Origin of the sequence: Actinoplanes oryzae, from assembly GCF_030757795.1 — a bacterium.
Taxonomy (GTDB): Bacteria; Actinomycetota; Actinomycetes; order Mycobacteriales; family Micromonosporaceae; genus Actinoplanes.
Window position 1 is genome coordinate 26,536 of record NZ_JAUQWH010000054.1, and the last position, 22,734, is coordinate 49,269.

A 22,734-nucleotide genomic window follows, 5' to 3' on the forward strand; every position below is an offset into this window, starting at 1 on the left:
CACTGTCGCCGGGTTCCCGCCCTTTCTAGGTTCGGGGCATGACGATTGTGGTGCCCGTGCTGATCGGCGTCGCGTACGTGGTGGTCAACTCGCTGATCCGGGAGCCGCACCGGCAGGCCGTCAACGCGCTCATGATCGCCGGGGCGGGCGCGGCCTATCTCAGCGGCGGCGGGCTCGGGGTGGCGGAGCTGGGGTTCACCGCGGTGATGACCTTTGTCGCGTACCGGGGGCTGCGGTCCTGGAACTGGATCGGCGTGGGCTGGCTGCTGCACACGGCGTGGGACATCGTGCACCACGTGAAGGGCAGCCCGATCCTGCCGTTCGAGCCGGGATCGTCGTACGGGTGCGCGATCTGTGATCCGGTGATCGCGCTGTGGTGCTTCGGACTGGTCACGAACGGACCACGTAGGTCTTCGCGAGCATGTCGCCGAGGCGCCGCCGCCGCTTCGAGTTCACCACGATGATCAGCGCCACCAGATAGCCGAGAAGGCTGTCGACGATCCGGCTGATCGTGCGGACCAGGGCCGACACGAAGCCCGGACGGCCGCCGTCCTCGCCGACCACCCGGATGCCGGCGACCATCTTGCCGGGGGTGCGGCCCAGCGTGGCCTCGAAGCCGATGTAGTAGACCAGGACCAGCCCGAGCGCGAGCAGGCTGCCGCCGGTCGACAGCCCGGTGAGGTCGAACCCGTCGACGCCCTGGTCGATCTCGCTGCCGGCGGCCCAGGTGAGGAACCGCACCAGCACGCTGAGCACCACACTGTCGATCACGGTGGCCACGGTGCGGCGACCGGTCACGTGGACGTCGAGTTCCGGATTCACGACGATCACGGTAGCGGGATCAGTCGAGGAAGCGGATGTCCAGACGACGGATCAGCCCGGCCTCCCACTGCACGGTCAGCGTCCCGGTGCCGCCGCGCGACCATGCGAACACGACGGTGTCGTCGTCCCCGCTCAGGATGCGCATCGTGTCGTCCGGGGGATTCTCCGCGTACGCCGCCGCGATCGCGTCCCGCCCGGCGAACGGACCCACCGGCACGGGCGTGAACGTCATCACAGCATCCGGGTGCAGCGTCGTGACCACGGGCGACCAGTCACCGGTGTGGACGGCGGTGTTGAAGCGGTCGATGTGTGCCGCGATTCTGTCGTACCCCACGGGAAGGATGGTCGCATGCTTCACGAGGACGAAGGTGTGTTCCGCGCTGTCCAGAAACTGGTGCTCGCGGGGGAGTATCGCGACGAGCTGCCCGGCCGTCCGGGGGAGGACCTGGCCGGGGGCGGGGCGTTCGAGCGCGCCCCGGACGGCCGCATGCGCCGGTTGCACTGGCGGGGCGATCCGGGCTTCCGGGCCGGGCGCCGGGCGGGTCGCATCCCGGCCCTGCCGCCGTTGACCCCGGCGCCGGCCGCGGCGGTGGCCGAGCTCGAGTCGGTGCTCGGCCGGCCGCTGCCCGCGCTGTTGCGCCGCTGCTATCGGGAGCTCGGCGACGGCGGGTTCGGTCCCGCCTACGGGCTGCCCGGGCTGGCCGGCCGCCGGCCGTTCCACCCCGGCACGATGCTGGAGAGCTATCTGGCCCAGCGCAAGTGGCCGCAGCCGTGGCGGGAGCGGGCGGAGGCGCTCCTGCCCCTCTGCGACTGGGGCTGCGGCGTCCAGTCGTTCGTCGACCTGAGCGATCCGGCGGCGCCGATGTGGGCCCTCGACCCGCACGCGGGCACGGCCGGCCAGCTCGGCCTGCTGCTGTTCCGCCAGCCGTTGACGCTGGCGGAGTGGCTCGCCCGCTGGGTTGCGACCGACCTGCACCAGCCCGCCCTCATCCGCGACGACCGGACGGGCCGCCTGCGCCCCGCCGTCGACGCCGACTACGAGAAGGGCTGGCTCCAGGTCGCCTGAGTCACCACCCAGGCTTGTCCGCGGGTCGCCTGAGTCACCCCCCGGGCCTCTCCCACGGGTCGCTTGAGTCACCGCCCGGGGCTGTCCCGCGGGTCGCTTGAGTCACCGCCCGGGGCTGTCCCACGGGTCGCCGCGCTCGGCCTCGGTGAGCGCGGCGACGGCGGCCCGGCGGCGCCGCTACCTGCGGTAGGCGCTGGGGTCGCAGGTGTGGATCGCTGCCGGATCGGACAGCAGCCGATAGCTGTAGGAGGCGCAGTCGCCGAAGGTCGCGATGCTGATGGCCCTGCCGGACCGTTCCAGGACGCCCTTCGACGGCCCGTCCGAGCCGATCCCGGCACGGTGGACGATCCACTCGATGTCCCGGGCCTGGCCGGAGAGATACCGCATGACCGCTTCGTTGTCCCGGTGCTGGCCGAGATAGCCGCGGGCGACCGTGGCGCGGAAGGCCCACAGATAGGGCGGCAGCCGGCGCCCGGGCGGCGCGCTGAGGCCGCCCGCCTGGTAGAGGAAGCGGGCGACGCCGGCGCGGCGCATCGCGGGAACGAGCCTCCGCACGAACGCCGCGGCCGGTGGTCGAGGGCGACGACCAGCACGGCTGCGGCCGCGACGCCGGCGACGACGGCGCCGGCCACGGTGAGGGTCAGCAAGTCCGGCGCCACGATCGGCTGTCCGCGGAGGGCCTGCCAGGTCAGTAGCACGGTCGTCGCGGCATAGGCCGAGCCGGCCACGCGCAGCAGCCGCACCTTCGCGCCGGTGGTGAGGCGTCCGCCCCGGCGGCTCAGGACCAGGGCGAGCCCGGGCAGCGCCTGCAGCCCGTGCAGCCCGGCGAAGTGCCCGGCGCGCAGGTCTCCGCCGACGGTGCTCCACCCCAGCAGCGGCAGCCCGGGGCCGCCGTCCGCGACGCCGACGCTGTGCGCTCCGGTGCTGCCCTCGATGCCCGGCGCTGCGCCGGGAAGCACCATCGGCACGGCGGCGGCCATGCCGAGCAGCGTCAGGGCCAGACCCCAGCGGAGGCCGGCGGCGGCCACGCGATCGGGTATGCGTGCGCGCAGGACCGCGCTGGACAGCATGACCTGGGCCGCGAACAGCACGACGGCGAAAAGCCCCATGACCCGCATGACCACGGTGTCGAAGGGGGTGGTCGCGTTGAAGTGGCTCGGCACACCGCGAGCGGCCTGACCGACGATGCCGGCCAGCTCGACGACGGCGGCGGCGACCAGGACGACAGCGCTGCGCTCGGCGAGCCGGTGGCGCCGGGGCAGCAGCGTGAACATCCACGCGAGGGTGCCGGAGTAGAGCAGGAACGACACGGCGAACTTGAGGGGCTTGAGCCGGGCCGGCGCACCGGTCACGGTGCGGTGGTCGAGGGCGACTCCGGCGAGTGCGGCGACGGCGAGGAGCCTCCGGGACGGGCTGCGCGGGTGGGCCGAGCTGACGAGCCAGGACGTCCCGCCCGCCGCGCTCGCCGCGGCGATGTGGACCTACGCGACCATGCACGGCGTCATCTCGCTCGAGCTCAACGGTCACCTGCCGCCGCCGATGGTCGCCGGCGGGGCCTTCTTCGACTCGGCGATCCGCGCCATGCTGACCCGGATCGGCCCCGCCGCCGGGTGACCCCGGAGTTGATCTCGTGGCAACGGATCGGCAGTATCGTCCACGTAGTGGGACGGCGGGCTTGCTGTCCTGCAGGAGCCGTTGATGTCTCTGCCGGAAAGGACGGTGCCGTTCCCGTGAAGGTCGGCATTCCCAGCGAAGTCAAGAACAACGAGTTCCGGGTGGCGATCACGCCGGCCGGGGTGTTCGAGTTCACCCGGGCCGGACACGAGGTGTTCGTGCAGGCCGGCGCCGGTGCCGGATCGTCGATTGCCGATGCGGACTACGCCGCGGCGGGCGCCACGATCGTCGAGGGGCCCGACGAGGTGTGGGGCAGCGCGGAGCTCGTGCTCAAGGTCAAGGAGCCGATCGCCGAGGAGTACGGGCGGATGCGGGAGGGGCAGGTCCTCTTCACGTATCTGCACCTGGCCGCGTCGAAGGAGTGCACCGACGCGCTGATCGAGAAGCGGGTCACCGGGATCGCGTACGAGACGGTGGAGCTGCCCGACCGGTCGCTGCCGCTGCTCGCGCCCATGTCGGAGGTGGCCGGGCGGCTCGCGCCCCAGGTCGGCTCCTATCACCTGATGCGCTCGGGCGGCGGGCGTGGCGTGCTGATGGGCGGCGTGCCCGGGGTCTACCAGGCGAAGGTCGTGGTGATCGGCGCCGGGGTGTCCGGGATGAACGCGGCGGCGATCGCGCTGGGCATGCAGGCCGAGGTGCTGGTGCTCGACAAGAACATCGCACGGCTGCGGGCGGCCGACGCCGACTACCGCGGTCACCTGCAGACGATCGCCTCCAACGCGTACGAGATCGAGCGGGCCGTGATCGACGCGGACCTGGTGATCGGCGCGGTGCTCGTGCCCGGCGCGAAGGCCCCGAACCTGATCTCCAACGATCTCGTCGCGCGGATGAAGCCCGGCAGCGTGCTCGTGGACATCGCCATCGACCAGGGCGGCTGCTTCGAGGACTCGCGGCCGACGACCCACGCGGACCCGGTCTACAAGGTGCACGAGTCGATGTTCTACTGCGTGGCGAACATGCCGGGCGCGGTGCCGCACACCAGCACCTACGCGCTGACCAACGTCACCCTCCCGTACGCCCTCGAGCTGGCCAACCGGGGCTGGCGCGACGCTGTCCGGGCCGACCCGGCGCTCGCCCTGGGTCTCAACACCCACGACGGGCAGGTCGTCTACGGCCCGGTGGCCGAGGCGCACGGCATGACCGCGGTGCCGCTCGCGGAGGTCCTCTCATAGAGGTGACGAGAGCGATTCAGGCCTACCTCGACCACCTCACGGTCGAGCGGGGCCTGTCTCGCAACACCCTGCTGAGCTACCGGCGGGATCTGGAGCGTTACGCGGAGGCGCTCGGCCCGAGCGACCTCGCCGACGTGACGGCGACGGACATCACCCAGCACCTCATCGAGCTGCGGGCCGGTCAGCTGTCGGCGGCCTCCGCGGCGCGGGCGGTCAGCGCCGTCCGCGGCCTGCACCGCTTCGCCGCGCGCGAGGGCCTCGCGCCCGAGGACGTGAGCCGCGAGGTCAGGCCGCCCGCGCCGCCCAAGCGCCTGCCCAAGGCCCTCGACGTCGACCAGGTCACCCGCCTGCTCGGCGCGATCACCGGCGACGACGCGCTCGCGCTGCGCGACCGGGCGCTGCTGGAGCTCCTCTACGGCACCGGGGCGCGCATCTCCGAGGCGGTCGGCCTGGACATCGACGACCTGGACGCGGACGTGGTGACCGTGCGCGGCAAGGGCGGCCGGACCCGGCTCGTGCCGCTCGGCTCCTATGCGCGGGAGGCCCTCGACGCCTATCTGGTGCGGGGGCGCCCGGCGCTCATCAAGCAGGGCACGCCGAAAATCTTCCTCAACGCCCGGGGCGGCCCGCTCTCCCGGCAGAGCGCCTGGACCATTCTGCACCGGGCTGCCGAGGCGGCGGGCCTGCCTGTGGACGGAGCGCACGCCGTGTCGCCGCACACACTGCGGCACTCGTACGCGACGCATCTGCTCGACGGCGGCGCCGACGTCCGGGTCGTGCAGGAGCTGCTCGGGCACGCCTCGGTGACCACGACGCAGGTCTACACGCTCGTGACAGTGGACCGGCTCAGGGAGGTCTATGCGACCGCCCACCCCCGCGCACGGTGAAACGACTCGGACCAGTGGGCGACACGCCGAACGGGTGACCCCGGACGGGCGGTGCGAGTGGCGTACAGTCGGGCATCGGCTCCGGCTGCGGGTCGAGAGGGGGTTTCGAGGCATGGCGGCACATGATCAACGCGCTGAGGCGTGGACCTCGGCCCTGCGGGAGCAGCAGGCGAACTCCCTTGATCTGGGCGCTGACCTGGGGCCGGCCGATCCGACGGCGTACACGATGCGCCGGCCGATCCCCGAGCCGATGCCGACCGACCGGCACGGCCCGGCGCGGATCATCGCGCTGGCCAACCAGAAGGGCGGCGTGGGCAAGACCACGACGACCATCAACCTCGGCGCGGCCCTGGCCGAATACGGGCGCAAGGTGCTGCTGGTCGACTTCGACCCGCAGGGCGCGTGCTCGGTCGGCCTGGGCGTCAACCCGCACAACCTCGACCTGAGCGTCTACAACCTGCTCATGCAGGACGACGTCGCCACCGAGGACGTCATCATCAAGACCGACGTCCAGGGCCTGCACCTGCTGCCCGCCAACATCGACCTGTCCGCGGCCGAGATCCAGCTGGTCAACGAGGTCGCCCGCGAGATGGCCCTGGCCCGGGCGCTGCGCAGGGTCCGCAAGGAGTACGACTTCATCCTGATCGACTGCCAGCCCTCCCTGGGCCTGCTGGCGATCAACGCGCTCACCATCGCGCACGGCGTGCTCATCCCGCTGGAGTGCGAGTTCTTCAGCCTGCGCGGCGTGGCGCTGCTGCTCGACACGATCGACAAGGTGCGCGAGCGCCTCAACTTCGATCTGGAGCTCGAGGGCATCCTCGCGACCATGTACGACTCCCGCACCACCCACTGCCGCCAGGTGCTGCAGCGCGTGGTCGAGGCGTTCGGCGACAAGGTCTACCAGACGGTCATCACCAAGACCGTCAAATTCCCCGAGTCCACGGTCGCCGGTGCGCCGATCACCACGCTCGACCCGTCGTCGTCCGGCGCCCGCAACTACCGGCAGCTCGCCCGCGAGCTGATCGCCGCGCACGCCGAGCGAAGCTGAGTGCTCTTCGCGCTGGCCGAGCCGGTCGCGTTCGTCGCGCTGGTCGCCTCCTTCCTGCTGGCGCTGGCCGTGCGCTCGTTCGCGATCCGGGTCACCCGGCGCGCGGTGGGCCTCGCCGACCCGTACGACCGGGCGCTGACCCCGCGGCTGCGTGACATCGACCCGTTCGGCGCGGTCGCCGCGGCCGTCGGCGGTCAGGGCTGGGGCCGGCCGCTGTCGGTCGACGAGGTGCCCCGCCACCGGGGCCGGGGCCGCGCCGCGCTGGTCTTTCTCGCCGGCCCGCTGGCCTGCATCGCGCTGGCCCAGCTCTGCTTCCTCGCGTACGCGCTGACGACCTCCTTCAACGTCCTCGGCGGCGTCTCCCCGTCGGACCTGCTCCGCGGCTTCCCGCTGTCCTACACCGACCAGATCCTCGCCTGCCTCGGCGTGGGCCTGCTCACCTTCGGCCTGCTGGCGCTGATCCCGATCCCGCCGCTGGACGGCTTCGGCTGGCTGTGGAACGCCCAGCGGGTCCCCGGCCCGGGGCTGCAGTGGATGCGCCTGTGGCTCGAGGACAAGAACATCGGCGTGCTCATCCTGCTGGTCTGCTGCTTCTTCCCGCTGAGCAGCCCACTGCTGCTGCTGATCATCGACTTCCTCGGCCTGCTGTTCGTACGCCTCTGGGGCTGAGCTGTCCGGGGTTTCCGAACCTCAGCTGCACGCGGTGAGTACCGCGCGGGTCTTGGTCTGCTGCGGGCCGGAGCCGTCGACGCCGTAGGCCCGCAGCACCCGGGCCGTCTGCGCGGCCACGGCGAGGGCGTCGCCGGCCGGGCAGCGCGTGGACAGTTCCAGGACCTGGGAGCCGTCCGGCAGGGACCAGTGTTCGATGCTCAGCCGCCGGCCCAGCCCGGCCGGGAGGACCTTGGTCCGGTGCGCGACCGTCGGCCCGTACCGGAGGAGGTCGTCGATCGTCACCCCGGCCGGCGCGTGCGCGGTGAACAGCTCCCGCTGCGCCCGGGAGAACAGCTTGCCGCCGCGCAGCCTGCGGCGGATCGCGGTGCTGCAGACGAGCCGGCCCGGCAAGGCGTCGACCTCGACGTCGCCCCGCTTCACCCCCGCCGGTACGGCGGGCATCCGCGACCGCAGCTTGATCACCGAGTCGTCCCGGCCCTCGCCGATGCGGCGCAGACGGACCACGACGCCGGCGCGGTCGAGGGCGAGATCCGGGGTGTCCAGGTAGTACACCCGCCGGGCCGGCGCCCGGTCCAGGTCCACACCGAACGCCGCACAGGTGAACGCGTGCGCCGGCGCGGGGACCGTGACCTTGAGCTCGACGCTTCGCGCCGGGCCGCCCGCCGGTTGCAGGAGCGGGCTCAGCTCCTCGGGCGTCCACCGCCAGAAGTTCCCCGTGAGGTCGTGCCAGTCGCGCATCCGTGCCGCCGTTCCGTGCTCGGTCGTCCAGTGCTGGGGCACTCCATGACAGCGCGCCCCGGGGCGGCGTACCCGGATGTTGACGGAACCTGCACCCGAAAGATCCCCGAATTGACGTCGCGTTCACGCCGTGCTGCGAGTCGGTATCAACCCTCTCGGACATCGTTGATCGTCTATCAACAAGTCGTTCCTAGCGTGGGTTGCAAGCGCCTTTCACGTCTCGGAGGAACACATGCGCAGCACCGCACCCCGCACGCTCGCCGTCCTCGGCGGCACCGTGCTCGCCCTCACCGCCGCCGGCCCCGCGTTCGCGGCCGACCCCGTCGGCACGGTCCTGAACGCCGGCAGCCCCACCGCGATCGCCGGGTCGTACCTGGTCACCCTCAAGGACGGCACGCAGATCGACCAGGCCCGCGCCGGCCGGCTCGCCCAGCGCTACGGCGGCAGCGTCGGCCGGGTGTTCGGGCACGCGCTCGAGGGCTACACCGCCACGCTCACCGCCCGTCAGGCGGCCCGGCTCGCCGCCGACCCGTCCGTGGCGTCCGTCGAGGCCGACCAGACGGTGCACGTCACCGACACCCAGAGCTCGGCTCCGTGGGGACTGGACCGTTCGGACCAGCGCGCGCTGCCGCTGTCCACCACCTACACGTACGGCCCGAGCAGCGGCGTCACCGTCTACGTCGTCGACACCGGCGTCCGCATCACGCACCAGGACTTCGGCGGGCGCGCGAGCTACGGCTACGACGCGGTGGACGGTGACAACGTGGCCGACGACGGCAACGGGCACGGGACGTTCGTCGCCGGGGTCGCGGCGGGTGCCACGTACGGGATCGCGAAGAACGCCTCCATCGTCGGCGTGCGCGTCCTCGACAACAACGGCTCCGGCACCACCGCCGGGGTCATCGCCGGCGTCGACTGGGTCACCGCCCACGCCACCCCCGGCCGCTCGGTCGGCAACCTGAGCCTCGGCGGCGGCGCCAGCACCGCCCTCGACAACGCCGTCCGCAGCGCCGTCAACGCGGGCATCCCGTTCGCGATCGCCGCGGGCAACTCCGGCGTCAACGCGAGCACCACGTCCCCGGCCCGCGTCACCGAGGCCCTGACCGTCGGCGCCACCGACCGTACGGACACCCGCGCCACCTGGTCCAACTACGGCTCGGTCCTGGACCTCTTCGCCCCGGGCGTCTCGATCACCTCCGACTGGCGAACCAGCAACACCGCCACGTACACCGGCAGCGGCACCTCCTTCTCGGCCCCGCACGTCGCCGGCGCCGCCGCCCTGTACCTGGCCGCCCACCCGGGCGCCTCGTCCGCCACGGTGAACGCCGCGGTGGTCGCCGCCGCCACGACCGGCGTGGTGACCAGCCCGGGCACCGGCTCCCCGAACCGCCTCCTGTACACCCCGTCCCTCTCCAGCTGACCTGTGGACGAGCGCACAGGCCCGGCAGCCCCGGGCCTGTGCGCTCCTGAGTGGATCAACGACAGCAGGACCATCGAGGCCGACGCCGGCACGACCATTACGAACCCGAAGGCTGTCGGTCTCGCGTGGTGCAGGACGAGCGGTCGAGGCCGCAGTCGCGGGGCAGGCGTGACGGATCACGGTCACGGCGGGCAGGAGCCGTCGGCGGCGAGGGGACCGAGGGCGAAGTCCGGGCCGTAGACGCAGGCGTAACCGGTCGACGCCGCGAACGCCGGGCCCTCGCGGACGACGATCGCCGTCAGGCCGGCCGAGTGCAGGACCGCGTCGACGTCCCGCGCTGCGAGGGCGGTCGCGCCCCCGGCGGTGAGCAGGTTGAAGGAGCGCCGGAGCTGCTGCACGCACGCCTCGGCCCCGGGCACGGCGTCCGCCGGGACGTCGCCTCGGCGCGGAGTGGGAGCCGGCTGCTGTGCCGCCGCGTCCCGTGCGCACGAGGCTTCGCCGGACCGTACCGGGGCGGGAACCCTCGGCGCCGGCTGGAGGTCGGAGGCGTCGGAGGCGTCGGAGGCGTCGGTCTGCACCGGGGCAGCGCAGCCGGCGAGCAGCGCCACGGCGACGAGCCACCCCCTACGCATCGGCGCGCGTGAGGAAGCCGGCGACCGCGGCGGCGTACTCGGTGGGGACGGTTTCGTGGACGGTGTGGCCGGCGGGCAGCTCGACCAGCTCGGTGCGGGGCCGCCGGGCCAGCATCTCCAGGGCGTGCCCGCGGGTCAGGCGGTCGCTGCGTGCGCCCCGGATCAGCAGGGCCGGGCAGGTGGAGGCCAGCCAGTCGGTCCAGTGGTCGCCGTTCAGGGCCTGCTGCGATGCCACCATGTCGGCCGGGCGGAAGGTCAGCGTCCAGCCGTCCGGGTCCTCGCGCATCGAGCCGGCCAGGTACGGTGCCGAGCGTCCGAGCGCCGCCAGCAGCGCGGGCCGGGTCGCCGCGCGGGCCGGCCACTGCAGGGCGAAGGACAGGTCGCCGTGCACCACCGCGCCGATGTCCTCGACGACCAGCGCGCTCACCCGGTCCGGGTGCCGGGCCGCCAGCTGGTACGCGGTGACCCCGCCCAGCGAGTGCCCGAGCACCGCCACCCGCCGCAGGCCCAGGTGGTCGAGCAGCGCGACGGCGTCGGCCACGTAGCCGTCCCGCGAGTAGTCCGGTGCCGGGTCGGACTCGCCGTGGCCGCGCTGGTCGGGGGCGATCAGGCGGCGTCCCGGCGCCAGCCCGGCGAAGGTGTGCCCGGCCGCGAAATGGCCGTGGAGGGCCAGCAGCGGCCGTCCCGGGCCGCCGGTGTCCAGCCATGACAGCCGCCGCCCGGCAATGGTCATCGTCGATCGCGCCATGGCCCGTCATCATGGCACGGGCACCCGGGCGGCTGAAGTCCGACTTTTCGGAATGAACCCACGCCGGGCGCCGGGATCGCGAAAAATGGGAGGATGAGCGCTCGGGGCATCGTCGCCGAAGGTCTCGTCCCGGAGATGGAGATGGCGCCCGGCGGCATGTCGATGACCGCCGCCGACCGGCTTGCCGCGCTGACGGCCCGCGCGGCCCGGGCGCGGGTCGCCATGATCCACATCGCCGAGGGGCGGCACACCCGGCTCATCGGGGGCCACAACATGCCCGAGGGGTTCCAGCCGCTGCAGCGGGTGCCGCGCTCGACCACGCTCGCCGGCATCGTGCTGCGCACCGGCTTCCCGATCGTGGTCGGCGACATCCGGACCGACGAGCGGGTGCCGGCGGACGCGCCCGCGCACACGGTGGGCCTGCGCTCGTACGCGGGTTTTCCCGTTCGCGCCCCCGGCGGCGACATCGTCGGCGTCTGCGCGGTCATGGGCTACGAGCCCCGCGAGTGGCAGCCCGACGAGCTCGCCGCGGTCGACGAGGGCGCGCAGGCGTGCACCGCGTTCGTGGCCGAGCAGCGCGCCCGCGAAGCCGAGCAGCAGCAGCGGCTGTTCCTCGACACGCTGCTCGACAGCCTGGACACCGGCGTGGCGGCCTGCGACGCCGACGGCAACCTGGTCGTGGTCAACCGCTCCCTGCGCGAGCGCCTCGGCATGCCCGCCACGGCGGCCCGGCCCGCCTCGGCCGGCGTGATGTCCTCCGCCTTCGCCACCGCCCCCGTGCCCGCCGAGGGCTGGCTGGCCCGGCTGCCGCTCACCGACCCGGACGGCACCCCCGTCGACCCGGGCGCCACGCCGCTGCTGCGCGCCCAGGAGGGCAACCACGTCCGCGGCGTCGACCAGGTCATGCACACCCGGCAGGGGCGCCGGCTCTACCGGGTCAACGCGCACCCGATCGAGGACGCGACCGCCGGCCACCTCGGCGCGGTCTCGGTCTTCCACGACATCACCGCTGCCCGCCGGGCCGAGGAGCTGCAGCGGCAGCTCAGCCGGAGCAAGGACGACTATCTCAACCTCGTCGGCCACGAGCTGCGCACCCCGGTGACGATCATCCACTCGTACCTGGAACTGCTGCAGGACAGCGACCCCCGTACGCCGATGAGCGACCTCGCCCCGATGATCGCCGCCGCCCAGCGGGGCAGCGAACGCCTGCGCCGCCTCGTCGAGGCCCTGCTCGACCTGTCCTCCCTCGACGCCGGCCACACCGAGATGACCATGACCGGCATCGACCTCACCTCCGTGGTCGCCGGCGTCGTCCACGCCGTCGAGGAGCGCGCCGAGGCCAAGAACATCGCCGTCTCCCTGTCGGCGCCGGACCGTACCCCCCTGCAGGGCGACCCCCACCGCCTCGCCCAGCTGGTCGCCGTCCTGCTCGACAACGCCCTGCTCTACACCCCGGCCGGCGGCACGGTCGAGGTCCAGGTCGAGGCCGCCGACGACGCCGCCACCCTCGAGGTCTGCGACACCGGCGTCGGCATCCCCGACCACGAACGCCCCCACGTCCTCAACCGCTTCTTCCGCGGCGCGATCACCACCGAGCTGTCGATCCCGGGCGCGGGGCTGGGGCTGGCCTTCGCCGCCCTCATCACCGAACGCCACGGCGGCACGATCGACATCCGCCCCCACGGCATCCGCCCCGGCACCACCGTCCGCGTCACCCTTCCCCGCTGACGGCCTAGGTATACTTTTCGCTATACTTCATCGGTGACCACAGCGGAGTGGGACATCTTTCTTGTTGATGAAGTACGCGACTGGATCGACAGTCTCGACGCGGCCACGCACGCCCGCGTGGTGGAGACGCTGGACCTGCTCGCGGCGTGCGGGCCGGGGCTCGGCCGCCCGCTGGTCGATACGATCCATGGCTCCTCGATCGCCAACCTCAAGGAGCTTCGACCCGGGACGGTTCGCATCTTGTTCGCTTTCGATCCGTGGCGATCGAGCATCTTGCTGGTCGCCGGGGACAAGTCCGGACGATGGAACAGGTGGTACGAGGAAGCTGTCCCGTTGGCCGAGCAGCGCTACGAGACCTACTTGAAAGAACGTGCCGAGCGGGAGGACGACGGGTCATGAGCGGCTACACGCGGTGGAGCGACATCCGGGCTGAGCACGTCGAGCGCGCCGGTGGCGAGGAGGTGGTCGAGGCGGGCAAGCGGGAGCTCCTGGCCGCGGTCGTCGGGCACCGGCTCGCGGAGATCCGTCGCGGGCAAGGCTTGACGCAGCAGCAGGTGGCCGAGCGGATGGGCGTGACCAAGGGGCGCATCTCGCAGATCGAGCAGGGCAAGATCTCGGGGCAGGATGTGCTCGCCCGTTATGCCGCCGCGCTCGGGGGACGGCTGCATCAGGCGATCTATTTCGACAACGGGAACATCGTCGCCATCGCGTAACGCTCCGCCCCCGATTGGCGCCGAGAATGGCGCATGTATCCGGCGGCTGTCGGCGGGCGACGGCCGGACGGCGGGGTGCCGCCGGAGCCGGAGCGGGCGAGCAACTACGCCGGCGTCGGGCGGCTGCCGTGAGCGCTCAGGGCGGCGGTCCAGGCGGTGACCTCGCGGCGGCTCCGCAGGCGTACGACGGGCAGCTCGGGCCGGTCGCGCACGATCGCCGCCATCCGGGCGGGCGTCTTGGGGTAGCTCGTCCAGGACCAGCGCACCACGTGCTGCGGGTCGCCGAGGATCGTCCGCAGCGGCGGCTCGACGTTGCCGTTCCAGAGGATCTCGTGGCGGAAGCGGCGGCGTAGCGTGCGGGCAATGACCTGCCGCATCACCGCCCGCCGCGGCAACGCCAGCCAGATGAGCAGGTCGGCGCGGGCGAGGAGCAGTTCGCGGACGGCCGGATACTGCCATTCGGTGACCCAGCCCTCCCGGGCGGCGAAGCGGCGTACGTCGCGCTCGAAATCGGGTCGCGGCGTCCAGTTCGGACCGTGGTGCAACGCGTCGAGCTCGTGGTGGGGGATGCCGAGCGTACGGGCGACAAGTCCGGCAGTGGTGGATTTGCCCGAGCCGGACGGGCCCGCCACGATCACGCGGCGTGGCGACAGGGGCAGCGGATCGTCAAAGGTCAGCAGAGGCACCGGACTATTTTCGCGGCATGCAACCTGGGCCGGGCGGCATCCGTCGTGAGGGGCGTGAGAGACCAACAGTTCCACGACTTCGTGCTCGCCAGACGCACGGACCTCGTACGGACGGCCACGCTGCTCACGGCCGGTGACGCGCATCTCGCCGAGGACCTGGTGCAGCAGACCCTGACCAAGCTGTACGTGGCGTGGCCGCAGTTCCAGCGGGCCGCCAACCACGACGCCTACGTGCGGCGCACCCTCGTCAACGCGCTTATCGACGAGCGTCGCCGGCTGTGGTGGCGCCGCGAGCGGCCCATGGCGGAGCTGCCCGACCGGGCCGCCCTGCAGCCGGCCGGTGACCAGCCGGCCGACGCGGTGCGCGCCGCGCTCCGGGAGCTGCCGCCGAAGATGCGCGCCGCGCTCGTCTTCCGGTACTTCCACGACCTCGACGTCGCCGAGACCGCCGAGGCGCTCGGCTGCTCGCAGGGGACCGTCAAGAGCCAGACCGCCCGCGCGCTCGAGAAGCTGCGCGCCGTGCTGCCCGCCCAGATCATGCTTGGAGCCATCCGATGAACGCCCTGCGCGACAGCCTCGACACGATCGCCGGCTCGCCGGCCGCGCCGTCCGAGACCCAGCTCGGCGCCGATCTCGTACGCGGGAAGCAGGCCCTGCGCCGCCGCCGTGCCCTGCAGGCCGCCGGGGGCAGCGCGTTCGCCGTCGCCGCCGTGGTCGCCGCCGTCTCCCTCACGACCACGACCACCGGCAGCGGCCCGAACGCTCCCGTGGCCGCCCCGCCCGCCGCCACCTCGACGCAGGCGCCGGCGGTCAAGCTGGTCGCCTACAAGGGCAAGCAGCCCGAGGGCTTCACGGTCGACAAGGTGCCGGACGGCTGGTTCATCCAGACCAGCGACACGAGCTCCCTGCTGCTGGCTCCCAAGGACCGCAGCAAGGCCCCCACCGACTTCGGCAAGGACCCGTGGGGCAATCCGATCAAGCCCTCCGTGGACCCGTACGACGACCCGACCAGCTTCATCGGCAAGATCGGCGTGTTCCTGCAGTCCAAGGACGCGAGCAGCCCCACGGACGGCAAGAAGGTCGACGTCGCCGGCACGGAGGGCTTCCTGCAGAACATGGAGGGCGACGACTCCAAGACGCTGTGGGTCCTGCGCGGGGACAAGCCGGCGGTGACCATCCAGTTCTGGGAGGGCATCGGGCTGACCGAGGCGCAGATGATCGAGTTCGGCGCCGGCGTGCACGTGGAGAAGGGCGCCGTCCAGGGCGCCGGCTGATCCTGGTACGTCGCCGTACCACCTGGCCGCGGGGGCGGCGCTACGGTCGCTTCCATGACACGCAGCGCCGACCCCGCGGTCGGGGAGCGGATCCGGGCGCGGCGCCTGCTGCGCGGCTGGAGCATCAGGTACGCCGCCAGCCGCGCCGGCGTCTCGCACGCCTCCTGGAGCCGCATCGAACGCGGTCTGCAGGCCGCCGACAACCGCTTCACCCTCGCGGAGATCGCCGGGGCGCTCGACTGCGCGCCCGGTGACCTGGCCGGGACCGACGTGCCGGTGCTCGACCAGGCGATCGCCGCCGCCCGGGCCAGCGTGCTCGGGCTGCGCCGGGCCCTGGTGGACATCGATCTGAGCGATCCGCCGGCCGGGTCGGCGCGGCCGCCGGCTTCCCTGGCGCGCGGTGTGGCGCTGGCGAACGCGCTCTTCGACGCGTGTGACTACGCGGCGACGGCCCGGTTGCTGCCCGATTTGCTGCGCGACCTGCACACCGAGACGGCCGGCCCCGACCACGTCGCGGCGCTGCGGCTGCTGTGCGACGCGACGTCGCTGGCCTGCTCCGTGCTGCGAGCGCTCGGTCATCCCGCGGACGCCTTCCTGGCCGCGCAACGCTGTCGCGACGCTGCTGCGGCGGCGGAGGACCCGGTGCTGCTCGGCTACGCGGCGTACGCCCTGGCGCGCGCGGCGACGGCCTGCGGCTCGTACCAGCGCGGGCAGACCATCGCCGAGCGTGCCGCCGACGAGCTGAGCCGGCATCTCGCCCGGCCCGGCGGCAGTCTGGAGATTCTGGGTTCGCTGCACCTGGTCGCCGCCATGGCCGGCCGCTGCCGCGAGCGCCTCGACGACAGCCGCGAGCTGCTCGCCGAGGCCTCGGCCCTGGCCCGGCGCACCGGCGAGACGACCACGCTGAACATGTTCTTCGGTCCCACCAACGTGGACATCTGGACCATGAGCATCGAGGCCGACGGCGGCAACCCGGCCCGCGTGGTGGAGATCGCCCGGCGCACCGATCCGGCGGCCATCCCGGCGGGCGTCCGGCAGGTCTTCTACTACGCCGACACCGCGCGCGCCCTCGCGCAGCTGGGCGGCCACGACCGCGAGGCGATCCGGTTCCTGCTCACTGCGGAGCGGATCGCACCCCAGCACGTACGGACCTCGGCCGAGCTCGCCGCGACGATCCGCGAGTTGCTCGACCGTTCGCGCGCGCGGGCGGGCGGCTCCGAACTGCGCGCCCTGGGCGAACGCATGCAAGTCGGCTGATCCACCCCATCACCGTCCCCGCCTCCCCGCGTTGACCTTGGGGAAGGGCTGTTTTCCGAGGTTGTGGGGGATGTACGCGTGAGCCGGGAGCAGCTTGTCGGTGCCGTGGTCTACGGTCAGCACGTGCCAGAAGAGCCCGCGTCCGCCGCTCCGCCGCCCGCTTCGGGTGATATGTCGCCCGACGCTGCCTCGTGGGATCCCGCGTCCGCCGGTTCCGTTCCCGCGGGTTCCGCGTCCGCGGATCCTGCTTCGGCCTCCTCCGCCGGCGCTCATGCCTCGGCGGGTGGCGCTGCCGGTGCTGCCTCGGCCACGGACGCCGATGCCGCCGGGGGCGCCGTGCTCGTTGCCGGCGGCGACGTGCTCGAGGGCGACATCGTGGCGCCGGCCGAGGACGACGGCAAGTTCCGGGTGCGGCTGACCAACTTCGAGGGCCCGTTCGACCTGCTGCTGCAGCTGATCGGCAAGCACAAGCTCGACGTCACCGAGGTGGCGCTGTCGCAGGTGACCGACGACTTCATCGCGTACATCCGGGCCATGGGCGACGACTGGGACCTCGGCGAGGCCAGCGAGTTTCTGCTGGTCGCGGCCACCCTGCTCGACCTCAAGGCGGCCCGCCTGCTGCCCGCAGCCGAGGTCGAGGACGAGGAGGACCTGGCCCTGCTCGAGGCCCGCGACCTGCTCTTCGCCCGCCTCCTGCAGTACAAGGCCTACAAGGAGGCCGCCGCCCACATCGCCGAGCTCGAGGGCACCGGTGCTCGGCGATGGCCGCGGCAGGTCGCGCTGGAGCAGAGGTACGCCGACGCGCTCCCGGAGCTGGTCCTGGGCGTCGGCCCCGAGCGGCTGCTCAAGCTCGCCCTCAAGCAGTTCCTGCCCAAGCCCGGGCCGCCGCAGGTGTCGATCGCGCACATCCACCAGGTGCGCGTGAGTGTCCGTGAGCACGCCGCCCTGATCCGCGAACGCTTGCGCCGCGCGGGCACCGTGACCTTCAGCCTCCTGGTGGCCGACTGCGAGAGCACGCTCGAGGTGGTGGCCCGGTTCCTGGCGCTGCTCGAGCTGTATCGGGAGAACCTGGTCGACTTCACGCAGCCCGTCGCCCTCGACGAGCTGACCATCGTCTGGATCGCCACCGACGACACGTCCGTCGAGCTCAACATCGACGACTACGAAGGCGACCCGGAGAAGAAGGCCGAAGCCGCCGCCGCGGCAGCCGCCCTGGACGCGGGCGCCGTCACGGACGCGGACATCGCCGCCCTGGAAGCCGCCGACCCTGACGTGGGCATCGTCGCCCTGGAAGCGGCTGACCCGGACGGGCCTGATGTGGCCGGCGGCTCGCCAAGCGCCCTGGTCCTCGGGAGCGGGTCGCCGTCGGCCGCAGAGGGTGACTCGGGTCACGATGACGAGGCGGTCGCCGGGGAAAACACCAGCACGGACGCGGCCGACGCCGCGGCGGACGAGCACGACGCGGAAGAGGACAGAGCATGAGCGACGAGCGCCCCGATTCGCTGGCTGCCCAGGCGGCCGCCTGGGTCCCGCCGTGGGAACGAGCCTCCCGGGCGCCGGACCCCGCCTACGCCGCCGAGCAGCGTGCCCTCGCCGAAGCCGAAGCCGAAGCCGAGGCCGATGTCGAAGCCGAGGCCGATTTCGACGCCGCCGACTTGAACGCCGCCGCCGCCGACTCCGACGCCGCCGACTCCGACGCCGCCGACTCCAGCGCCGCCGACTCCAGCGCCGCCGACTCCGACGCCGCCGCCGCCGACTCGGACGCCGCCACCGACGACTTCGGCGAGGCGACCGGCGAGTCCGCCGCCGCTTCGCCCGTGGCATCGGCCTCTCCTGTGGCGCAGGTCTCGCCGGATCGAGAGCCCTCGTCCGAGGTGCCGGACGAGCTGCCGCCCGTGCCCGGCGAAGGCGACGGACCGGTGATCGTCGACACCCCGCTCGAAATCGACGGCGAGCCGGAGCTGGCGCCCACCGACGTCGGCGTGGGCCCCGAGGTGCCGGTGCCCGGCGCGATCGAGGAAGCCGCCGGGCGCGAGGACACCCCGTCGACCGTCGTGGACGCGCCGCTCCCGCCGGACGGCGACGACGCCGGCGACGTGTTCGACCAGGCCGCTGACGACGATGTGAGCGACGACGGTGAGGTGGATCTCCCGTTCGCCGAGGAGGTGCCCGGCCCCGAGAGCGACGAGGAGTCCGGCGCTGCGGGGGAGGACGAGCCCGCGACACAGGCCGGCCCTGCCCCGGAGGAGGCCGCCTCGGAGCAGGTTGCCGCGGAGGAGGCTGCCCCGGAGGAGATCGACTTCGCGGGGATCGTGGCGGAGACGGATGCCCAGGATCTGCTGACCGCTCAGGGCGGCGAGGAGGTGGAGGTCACTCCCGAGGCTGCCAAGCCGTCGTCCGGCGTGCCCGCCCAGTCGCGGCGGCGGAAGAAGGCGGAGCCTGCGGTTGCCGGGGGCGCGCTTGAGGCCCGTACGGAGGAAGGGGTCGAGGGTGTTGACCTGAAGCCCCTCGATGATCAGGAGATGCGCGCGGCGCTCGAGGCGATCATGCTCGTGGTCGACGAGCCGGTGGCGGAGATGCAGCTCGCGCAGGTGCTGGAGCAGCCGACCGAGCGCGTGGCGGCGATGCTGGAGGACATCTCGGCGCGGTACACGGCGGCGGGGCACGGCTTCGACCTGCGACGGGTGGCCGGCGGGTGGCGGTTGTACACGCGGCCGGAATACGCGCCGTACGTGGAACGGTTCGTCCTGGACGGGCAGTCGGTCAGGTTGACGCAGGCTGCCCTGGAGACGCTGGCGGTGGTGGCGTACAAGCAGCCGGTGACGCGTTCGCGCATCTCGGCCATCCGCGGTGTGAACTGTGACGGTGTGATGCGTACGCTTGTCACGCGCGGCCTCATCGAGGAATGCGGCACCGAGAGTGAAACCGGGGCACATCTGTACCGGACCACGGGGCTGTTCCTCGAGAAGCTCGGCCTCAACTCGGTCGGTCAGCTGCCGCCGCTTGCTCCGTTCCTGCCCGACGATGTGGAAGAAGTGCTCGATGCCTCAGGCTGATCCGGACAGCTCCGTGCGGTTGCAGAAGGTCCTCGCGACCGCGGGGATCGGATCCCGCCGTGCCTGCGAAGACCTGATCTTCCGCAGGCGGGTGACCGTCAACGGCCGCGTCGCCAAGCTCGGCGACAAGGTCGACCCCGCCACCGCGACGATCGAGGTCGACGGCTCGCGGGTGGTCACCAATCAGAAGATGGTCTACCTGGCCATGAACAAGCCCCGCGGCGTCGTCTCCAGCATGGACGACGAGAAGGGCCGCAACGAGCTGGCCGACTTCCTCGGCACGTTCGAGCAGCGGATCTTCCACGTCGGCCGGCTCGACGCCGACTCCGAGGGCCTGCTCCTGCTCACCAACGACGGTGACCTCGCTCACCGGCTGATGCACCCGTCGTTCGGCGTCGCGAAGACCTACCTGGCCGAGGTCGAGGGCCCGCTGCCGCGCAACGTCGGCCGCCGGCTGCTGGCGGGCGTCGAGCTCGAGGACGGCCCCGCGAAGGTGGACGCGTTCAAGCTGATCGACGCGCTGGGGCGTACGGCGCAGATCGAGGTCGTCCTGCACGAGGGCCGCAAGCACATCGTGCGCCGCATGCTGGACGAGGTGGGTCACCCCGTGCTGCGCCTGATCCGTACGGCGGTGGGCCCGATCCGCCTCGGTGACATGCGCCCGGGTGGCTTCCGTCACCTGTCGCAGGCCGAGGTCGGCGCCCTGTTCAAGGCCGTCGGGAGCGAAGCGGCAGAATGAACGGCGCATTCGTCAGCGATACCCGGGAGGAAACAGTGGCGGAAGTAGTGCGGCCTGCGACGTGTGTGGTGGCGGTCGACGGCCCCTCCGGATCGGGCAAATCCACTGTTTCCCGGCGTCTCGCGACGTTGATCGACGGCATCTACCTGGACACGGGCGCGATGTACCGGGCGATCACCTGGGCCGTCCTGGAATCCGGCGTGGACATTTCGGACACCGACGCGGTGACGAAGGTGGCCTCGGAAACCGCGCTCGAGGTGGGGACAAATCCGGCTGCACCGACATTTCGGGCTAATGGCACTGTCGTCGACGGGCCGATCCGGGGCCCCGAGGTGACCGGTGCGGTGTCGACCGTCGCGTCGATCCCGGCCGTACGCGCTCAGTTGGTCGCGCAGCAGAAGGCGATCATCGCCGCAGCCCCCCGCATCATCGTCGAAGGCCGCGACATCGCCTCCGTCGTCGCGCCGGACGCCGACCTCAAGGTCTACCTGACCGCGTCGGCCGCCGCGCGCGCCGCCCGCCGCAGCGCCGAGGACGCCACCGACGTCAAGGCCACCGAGGCCGACCTGATCCGCCGCGACACCATCGACTCGACCCGCAAGGCCGACCCGCTCAAGCTGGCCGACGACGCGATCGAGCTCGACACCACGGGCATGGGCATCGACGAGGTCGTGTCCACGCTGCTGGACATGCTCAACAGCAAGGTGAGTAAGTGACTGACTTCCCCGTCGACCTCTCCGAGTTCGACGCCGTCGACTTCACGGACGGCACGGCTGACTCCGGCTCTGTCGCCGGGCCACAGCCTGTCGTCGCCGTGGTCGGACGCCCGAACGTGGGCAAGTCGACCCTGGTGAACCGCATCATCGGCCGGCGCCAAGCCGTGGTCGAGGACGTCCCGGGCGTGACCCGCGACCGCGTGCCCTACGACGCGTCGTGGAACGGCCGCCGCTTCACGGTCGTCGACACCGGCGGCTGGGAGCCCGACGCCCGCGACCGCGCCGCGGCCATCGCCGCGCAGGCCGAGATCGCCGTGCAGACCGCGGACGTGGTCGTGTTCGTGGTCGACGCCACCGTCGGCCCCACGGACATGGACGAGAAGGCCGTCCGCATGCTGCGCCGCAGCTCCAAGCCGGTCATCCTGGTCGGCAACAAAGCGGACAACCAGAACATCGAGCTCGAGGTCAACTCCCTGTGGTCACTGGGCCTGGGTGAGCCGTACCCGGTCTCCGCCCTGCACGGCCGCGGCTCAGGTGACCTGCTCGACGCGATCCTGGCCGCGATGCCGCCGGCGCCCCCGATCCTCGAGGGCGCCCCCCGAGGCCCGCGCCGCGTGGCGCTGGTCGGCCGCCCGAACGTGGGCAAGTCGTCGCTGCTCAACCGCATCTCCAAGGAAGAGCGCGCGGTCGTCGACTCGGTAGCCGGCACCACGGTCGACCCGGTCGACAGCCTCGTGGAGATGGACGGCGAAATCTTCCAGTTCGTCGACACGGCGGGCCTGCGGAAGAGGGTGAACCAGGCCTCGGGCACGGAGTACTACGCGTCGCTGCGTACCGCTGGTGCCATCGAGGCCGCCGAGGTCGCGGTGGTGCTGCTGGACGCCGGTGAGCCGATCTCCGAGCAGGACCAGCGCGTCCTGACCCAGGTCGTCGAGGCCGGGCGAGCCCTGGTCATCGCCTTCAACAAGTGGGACCTGGTGGACGCGGACCGCCGCTTCTACCTGGACAAAGAGATCGACCGAGACCTGAAGCGGATTCCCTGGGCGATCCGCGTCAACATCTCCGCCAAAACCGGCCGCGCCGTCGACAAGCTCGCCCCGGCCATCAGGCGTGCCCTGGCCTCATGGGAGCAGCGAATCCCGACCGGCGCGCTGAACCAGTGGCTGACCGCCCTGACCCAAGCCACCCCGCACCCCGTACGCGGCGGCCGGGCCCCGCGCGTCCTCTTCGCCACCCAGGCGGGTGTGGCCCCGCCCCGGATCGTCCTGTTCACGACGGGCCCCTTCGACGCGGGGTATCAGCGTTTCGTGGAGCGCAAGCTGCGCGAAGAGTTCGGCTTCGAAGGCTCCCCGGTCGAGGTCTCCGTCCGCCCCCGCAAGAAACTCGGCCCCGGAGGCCGAGGCAAGGCCCACGGCTGACCCCGTCGGCCGCGGCCTGGAGTGACCGGCCTCCCCGCCGCAGCCGTGCTACGGCCCGGTGTGCGGTCGGGCCGGTGTTGAAGGAGCTGGGCAGGTCCTCAGCCGGGTGGGTGTGCCGGTGCAAAGCCGGTTGAGGGCCTGGGGTAAGGTAGTTGTGTTGCCGCGGTACGGGGAAGCCCGGAGCGCGGCATCGGGCTGTAGCGCAGCTTGGTAGCGCACTTGACTGGGGGTCAAGGGGTCGCAGGTTCAAATCCTGTCAGCCCGACCG

Annotated in this window: 26 protein-coding genes and 1 tRNA gene; 20 read left to right on the plus strand and 7 right to left on the minus strand. The window is 72.3% G+C overall.

From position 1 onward, the window contains the following. The first annotated feature begins 38 nt into the window (after positions 1–38). On the plus strand, positions 39–464 hold the full coding sequence (locus RBH18_RS19255; RefSeq protein WP_306209695.1) for a DUF6010 family protein: 426 nt from the start codon (positions 39–41) through the stop codon (positions 462–464). Here RBH18_RS19255 and RBH18_RS19260 read toward each other — a convergent pair. Both RBH18_RS19260 and RBH18_RS19265 read right to left on the minus strand, forming a co-directional pair. Then, positions 391–822 (minus strand): RDD family protein, encoded by a 432-nt coding sequence (locus RBH18_RS19260; RefSeq protein WP_306209697.1) that lies wholly within the window; start codon positions 820–822, stop codon positions 391–393. The genes RBH18_RS19255 and RBH18_RS19260 overlap by 74 nt on opposite strands. Positions 823–841: 19 nt before the next feature. Continuing rightward, on the minus strand, positions 842–1,156 hold the full coding sequence (locus tag RBH18_RS19265) for a nuclear transport factor 2 family protein (protein WP_306209699.1): 315 nt from the start codon (positions 1,154–1,156) through the stop codon (positions 842–844). A gap of 15 nt (positions 1,157–1,171) precedes the next feature. Here RBH18_RS19265 and RBH18_RS19270 point away from each other — a divergent pair, with 15 nt between their 5' ends. After that, positions 1,172–1,888, plus strand: coding sequence for an SMI1/KNR4 family protein (locus tag RBH18_RS19270; RefSeq protein WP_306209701.1), 717 nt, complete (start codon positions 1,172–1,174; stop codon positions 1,886–1,888). 177 nt (positions 1,889–2,065) lie between these two features. On the opposite strand, the gene RBH18_RS19275 is transcribed toward RBH18_RS19270, so the two are convergent. Beyond that, positions 2,066–2,443 carry an NAD(P)-dependent oxidoreductase gene (locus RBH18_RS19275; protein ID WP_306209703.1) on the minus strand — a complete coding sequence of 126 codons (378 nt, stop codon included), beginning with the start codon at positions 2,441–2,443 and terminating at the stop codon, positions 2,066–2,068. A 771-nt stretch (positions 2,444–3,214) separates the two neighbouring features. On the opposite strand from RBH18_RS19275, the gene RBH18_RS19280 reads away from it, so the two are divergent. From RBH18_RS19280 to RBH18_RS19300, 5 genes are all read left to right on the plus strand, one after another. Then, on the plus strand, positions 3,215–3,502 hold the full coding sequence (locus RBH18_RS19280) for a TetR-like C-terminal domain-containing protein (protein WP_306209705.1): 288 nt from the start codon (positions 3,215–3,217) through the stop codon (positions 3,500–3,502). A 116-nt stretch (positions 3,503–3,618) separates the two neighbouring features. Next, positions 3,619–4,734 (plus strand): alanine dehydrogenase, encoded by a 1,116-nt coding sequence (ald, locus tag RBH18_RS19285; RefSeq protein WP_306209707.1) that lies wholly within the window; start codon positions 3,619–3,621, stop codon positions 4,732–4,734. Next, positions 4,731–5,621, plus strand: coding sequence for a site-specific tyrosine recombinase XerD (gene xerD, locus RBH18_RS19290; RefSeq protein WP_306209738.1), 891 nt, complete (start codon positions 4,731–4,733; stop codon positions 5,619–5,621). The genes ald and xerD overlap by 4 nt, the downstream gene beginning before the upstream one ends. A 112-nt stretch (positions 5,622–5,733) precedes the next feature. Further along, the gene (locus tag RBH18_RS19295) at positions 5,734–6,669 is read left to right on the plus strand and encodes a ParA family protein (protein WP_306209709.1); all 936 of its coding nucleotides are present in this window, start codon (positions 5,734–5,736) and stop codon (positions 6,667–6,669) included. After that, on the plus strand, positions 6,670–7,338 hold the full coding sequence (locus tag RBH18_RS19300) for a zinc metalloprotease (protein ID WP_306209711.1): 669 nt from the start codon (positions 6,670–6,672) through the stop codon (positions 7,336–7,338). It abuts the gene before it with no gap. Between the two features lie 21 nt (positions 7,339–7,359). On the opposite strand, the gene RBH18_RS19305 is transcribed toward RBH18_RS19300, so the two are convergent. After that, positions 7,360–8,079 (minus strand): CYTH domain-containing protein, encoded by a 720-nt coding sequence (locus tag RBH18_RS19305; RefSeq protein ID WP_306209713.1) that lies wholly within the window; start codon positions 8,077–8,079, stop codon positions 7,360–7,362. A gap of 232 nt (positions 8,080–8,311) precedes the next feature. Here RBH18_RS19305 and RBH18_RS19310 point away from each other — a divergent pair, with 232 nt between their 5' ends. Then, positions 8,312–9,499 (plus strand): S8 family peptidase, encoded by a 1,188-nt coding sequence (locus tag RBH18_RS19310; protein ID WP_306209715.1) that lies wholly within the window; start codon positions 8,312–8,314, stop codon positions 9,497–9,499. 182 nt (positions 9,500–9,681) lie between these two features. On the opposite strand, the gene RBH18_RS19315 is transcribed toward RBH18_RS19310, so the two are convergent. After that, entirely contained in the window at positions 9,682–10,131 is a 450-nt protein-coding gene (locus tag RBH18_RS19315; RefSeq protein WP_306209717.1) for a hypothetical protein, read from the minus strand. Further along, positions 10,124–10,879: an alpha/beta fold hydrolase gene (locus RBH18_RS19320; RefSeq protein ID WP_306209719.1), complete on the minus strand. Its 756-nt coding sequence runs from the start codon at positions 10,877–10,879 to the stop codon at positions 10,124–10,126. The genes RBH18_RS19315 and RBH18_RS19320 overlap by 8 nt, the downstream gene beginning before the upstream one ends. Positions 10,880–10,972: 93 nt before the next feature. On the opposite strand from RBH18_RS19320, the gene RBH18_RS19325 reads away from it, so the two are divergent. The 3 genes from RBH18_RS19325 to RBH18_RS19335 are packed head-to-tail and all read left to right on the plus strand — an operon-like array spanning position 10,973 to position 13,320. After that, positions 10,973–12,607, plus strand: a complete 1,635-nt coding sequence (locus tag RBH18_RS19325; RefSeq protein WP_306209721.1) for an ATP-binding protein — start codon at positions 10,973–10,975, stop codon at positions 12,605–12,607. Between the two features lie 33 nt (positions 12,608–12,640). Next, positions 12,641–13,006 (plus strand): type II toxin-antitoxin system RelE/ParE family toxin, encoded by a 366-nt coding sequence (locus tag RBH18_RS19330; protein WP_306209723.1) that lies wholly within the window; start codon positions 12,641–12,643, stop codon positions 13,004–13,006. Next, a complete protein-coding gene (locus RBH18_RS19335; RefSeq protein ID WP_306209725.1) occupies positions 13,003–13,320 on the plus strand; it encodes a helix-turn-helix domain-containing protein in 318 nt (105 codons plus the stop codon). Before RBH18_RS19330 ends, RBH18_RS19335 begins: the two co-directional genes overlap by 4 nt. Positions 13,321–13,424: 104 nt before the next feature. Here RBH18_RS19335 and RBH18_RS19340 read toward each other — a convergent pair whose 3' ends face one another. Then, entirely contained in the window at positions 13,425–14,006 is a 582-nt protein-coding gene (locus RBH18_RS19340) for a P-loop NTPase family protein (RefSeq protein ID WP_306209727.1), read from the minus strand. Positions 14,007–14,051: 45 nt separating this feature from the next. Here RBH18_RS19340 and RBH18_RS19345 point away from each other — a divergent pair, with 45 nt between their 5' ends. The 9 genes from RBH18_RS19345 (at position 14,052) to RBH18_RS19385 (ending at position 22,731) form a co-directional block, all read left to right on the plus strand. Further along, positions 14,052–14,564, plus strand: coding sequence for a SigE family RNA polymerase sigma factor (locus RBH18_RS19345; RefSeq protein WP_306209729.1), 513 nt, complete (start codon positions 14,052–14,054; stop codon positions 14,562–14,564). Then, positions 14,561–15,280: a hypothetical protein gene (locus RBH18_RS19350; protein ID WP_306209731.1), complete on the plus strand. Its 720-nt coding sequence runs from the start codon at positions 14,561–14,563 to the stop codon at positions 15,278–15,280. Before RBH18_RS19345 ends, RBH18_RS19350 begins: the two co-directional genes overlap by 4 nt. 54 nt (positions 15,281–15,334) lie before the next feature. Beyond that, positions 15,335–16,537 carry a helix-turn-helix domain-containing protein gene (locus tag RBH18_RS19355; RefSeq protein ID WP_306209733.1) on the plus strand — a complete coding sequence of 401 codons (1,203 nt, stop codon included), beginning with the start codon at positions 15,335–15,337 and terminating at the stop codon, positions 16,535–16,537. Positions 16,538–16,894: 357 nt separating this feature from the next. Continuing rightward, positions 16,895–18,019 carry a segregation and condensation protein A gene (locus RBH18_RS19360; protein WP_306209740.1) on the plus strand — a complete coding sequence of 375 codons (1,125 nt, stop codon included), beginning with the start codon at positions 16,895–16,897 and terminating at the stop codon, positions 18,017–18,019. 659 nt (positions 18,020–18,678) lie between these two features. Beyond that, complete coding sequence (gene scpB, locus RBH18_RS19365) at positions 18,679–19,593, plus strand: SMC-Scp complex subunit ScpB (RefSeq protein WP_456237630.1); 915 nt, start codon at positions 18,679–18,681, stop codon at positions 19,591–19,593. Then, positions 19,580–20,332, plus strand: coding sequence for a pseudouridine synthase (locus RBH18_RS19370; protein WP_305783719.1), 753 nt, complete (start codon positions 19,580–19,582; stop codon positions 20,330–20,332). Before scpB ends, RBH18_RS19370 begins: the two co-directional genes overlap by 14 nt. A gap of 35 nt (positions 20,333–20,367) precedes the next feature. Beyond that, positions 20,368–21,048, plus strand: coding sequence for a (d)CMP kinase (cmk, locus tag RBH18_RS19375; protein WP_372338944.1), 681 nt, complete (start codon positions 20,368–20,370; stop codon positions 21,046–21,048). Continuing rightward, positions 21,045–22,466, plus strand: coding sequence for a ribosome biogenesis GTPase Der (gene der / locus RBH18_RS19380; RefSeq protein WP_306209736.1), 1,422 nt, complete (start codon positions 21,045–21,047; stop codon positions 22,464–22,466). The genes cmk and der overlap by 4 nt, the downstream gene beginning before the upstream one ends. Before the next feature lie 191 nt (positions 22,467–22,657). After that, positions 22,658–22,731 (plus strand) — tRNA-Pro (locus tag RBH18_RS19385). Positions 22,732–22,734 lie beyond the last annotated feature (3 nt).

Coding starts and splice junctions, on each gene's coding strand:
- RBH18_RS19335 (WP_306209725.1), top strand. CDS start 13,003: ATGAGCGGCTACACGCGGTGGAGCGACATCCGGGCTGAGCACGTCGAG.
- RBH18_RS19325 (WP_306209721.1), top strand. CDS start 10,973: ATGAGCGCTCGGGGCATCGTCGCCGAAGGTCTCGTCCCGGAGATGGAG.
- RBH18_RS19270 (WP_306209701.1), top strand. CDS start 1,172: ATGCTTCACGAGGACGAAGGTGTGTTCCGCGCTGTCCAGAAACTGGTG.
- RBH18_RS19370 (WP_305783719.1), top strand. CDS start 19,580: ATGCCTCAGGCTGATCCGGACAGCTCCGTGCGGTTGCAGAAGGTCCTC.
- RBH18_RS19355 (WP_306209733.1), top strand. CDS start 15,335: ATGACACGCAGCGCCGACCCCGCGGTCGGGGAGCGGATCCGGGCGCGG.
- RBH18_RS19320 (WP_306209719.1), bottom strand. CDS start 10,879: ATGGCGCGATCGACGATGACCATTGCCGGGCGGCGGCTGTCATGGCTG.
- RBH18_RS19350 (WP_306209731.1), top strand. CDS start 14,561: ATGAACGCCCTGCGCGACAGCCTCGACACGATCGCCGGCTCGCCGGCC.
- RBH18_RS19255 (WP_306209695.1), top strand. CDS start 39: ATGACGATTGTGGTGCCCGTGCTGATCGGCGTCGCGTACGTGGTGGTC.
- RBH18_RS19310 (WP_306209715.1), top strand. CDS start 8,312: ATGCGCAGCACCGCACCCCGCACGCTCGCCGTCCTCGGCGGCACCGTG.
- RBH18_RS19315 (WP_306209717.1), bottom strand. CDS start 10,131: ATGCGTAGGGGGTGGCTCGTCGCCGTGGCGCTGCTCGCCGGCTGCGCT.
- RBH18_RS19305 (WP_306209713.1), bottom strand. CDS start 8,079: ATGCGCGACTGGCACGACCTCACGGGGAACTTCTGGCGGTGGACGCCC.
- RBH18_RS19295 (WP_306209709.1), top strand. CDS start 5,734: ATGGCGGCACATGATCAACGCGCTGAGGCGTGGACCTCGGCCCTGCGG.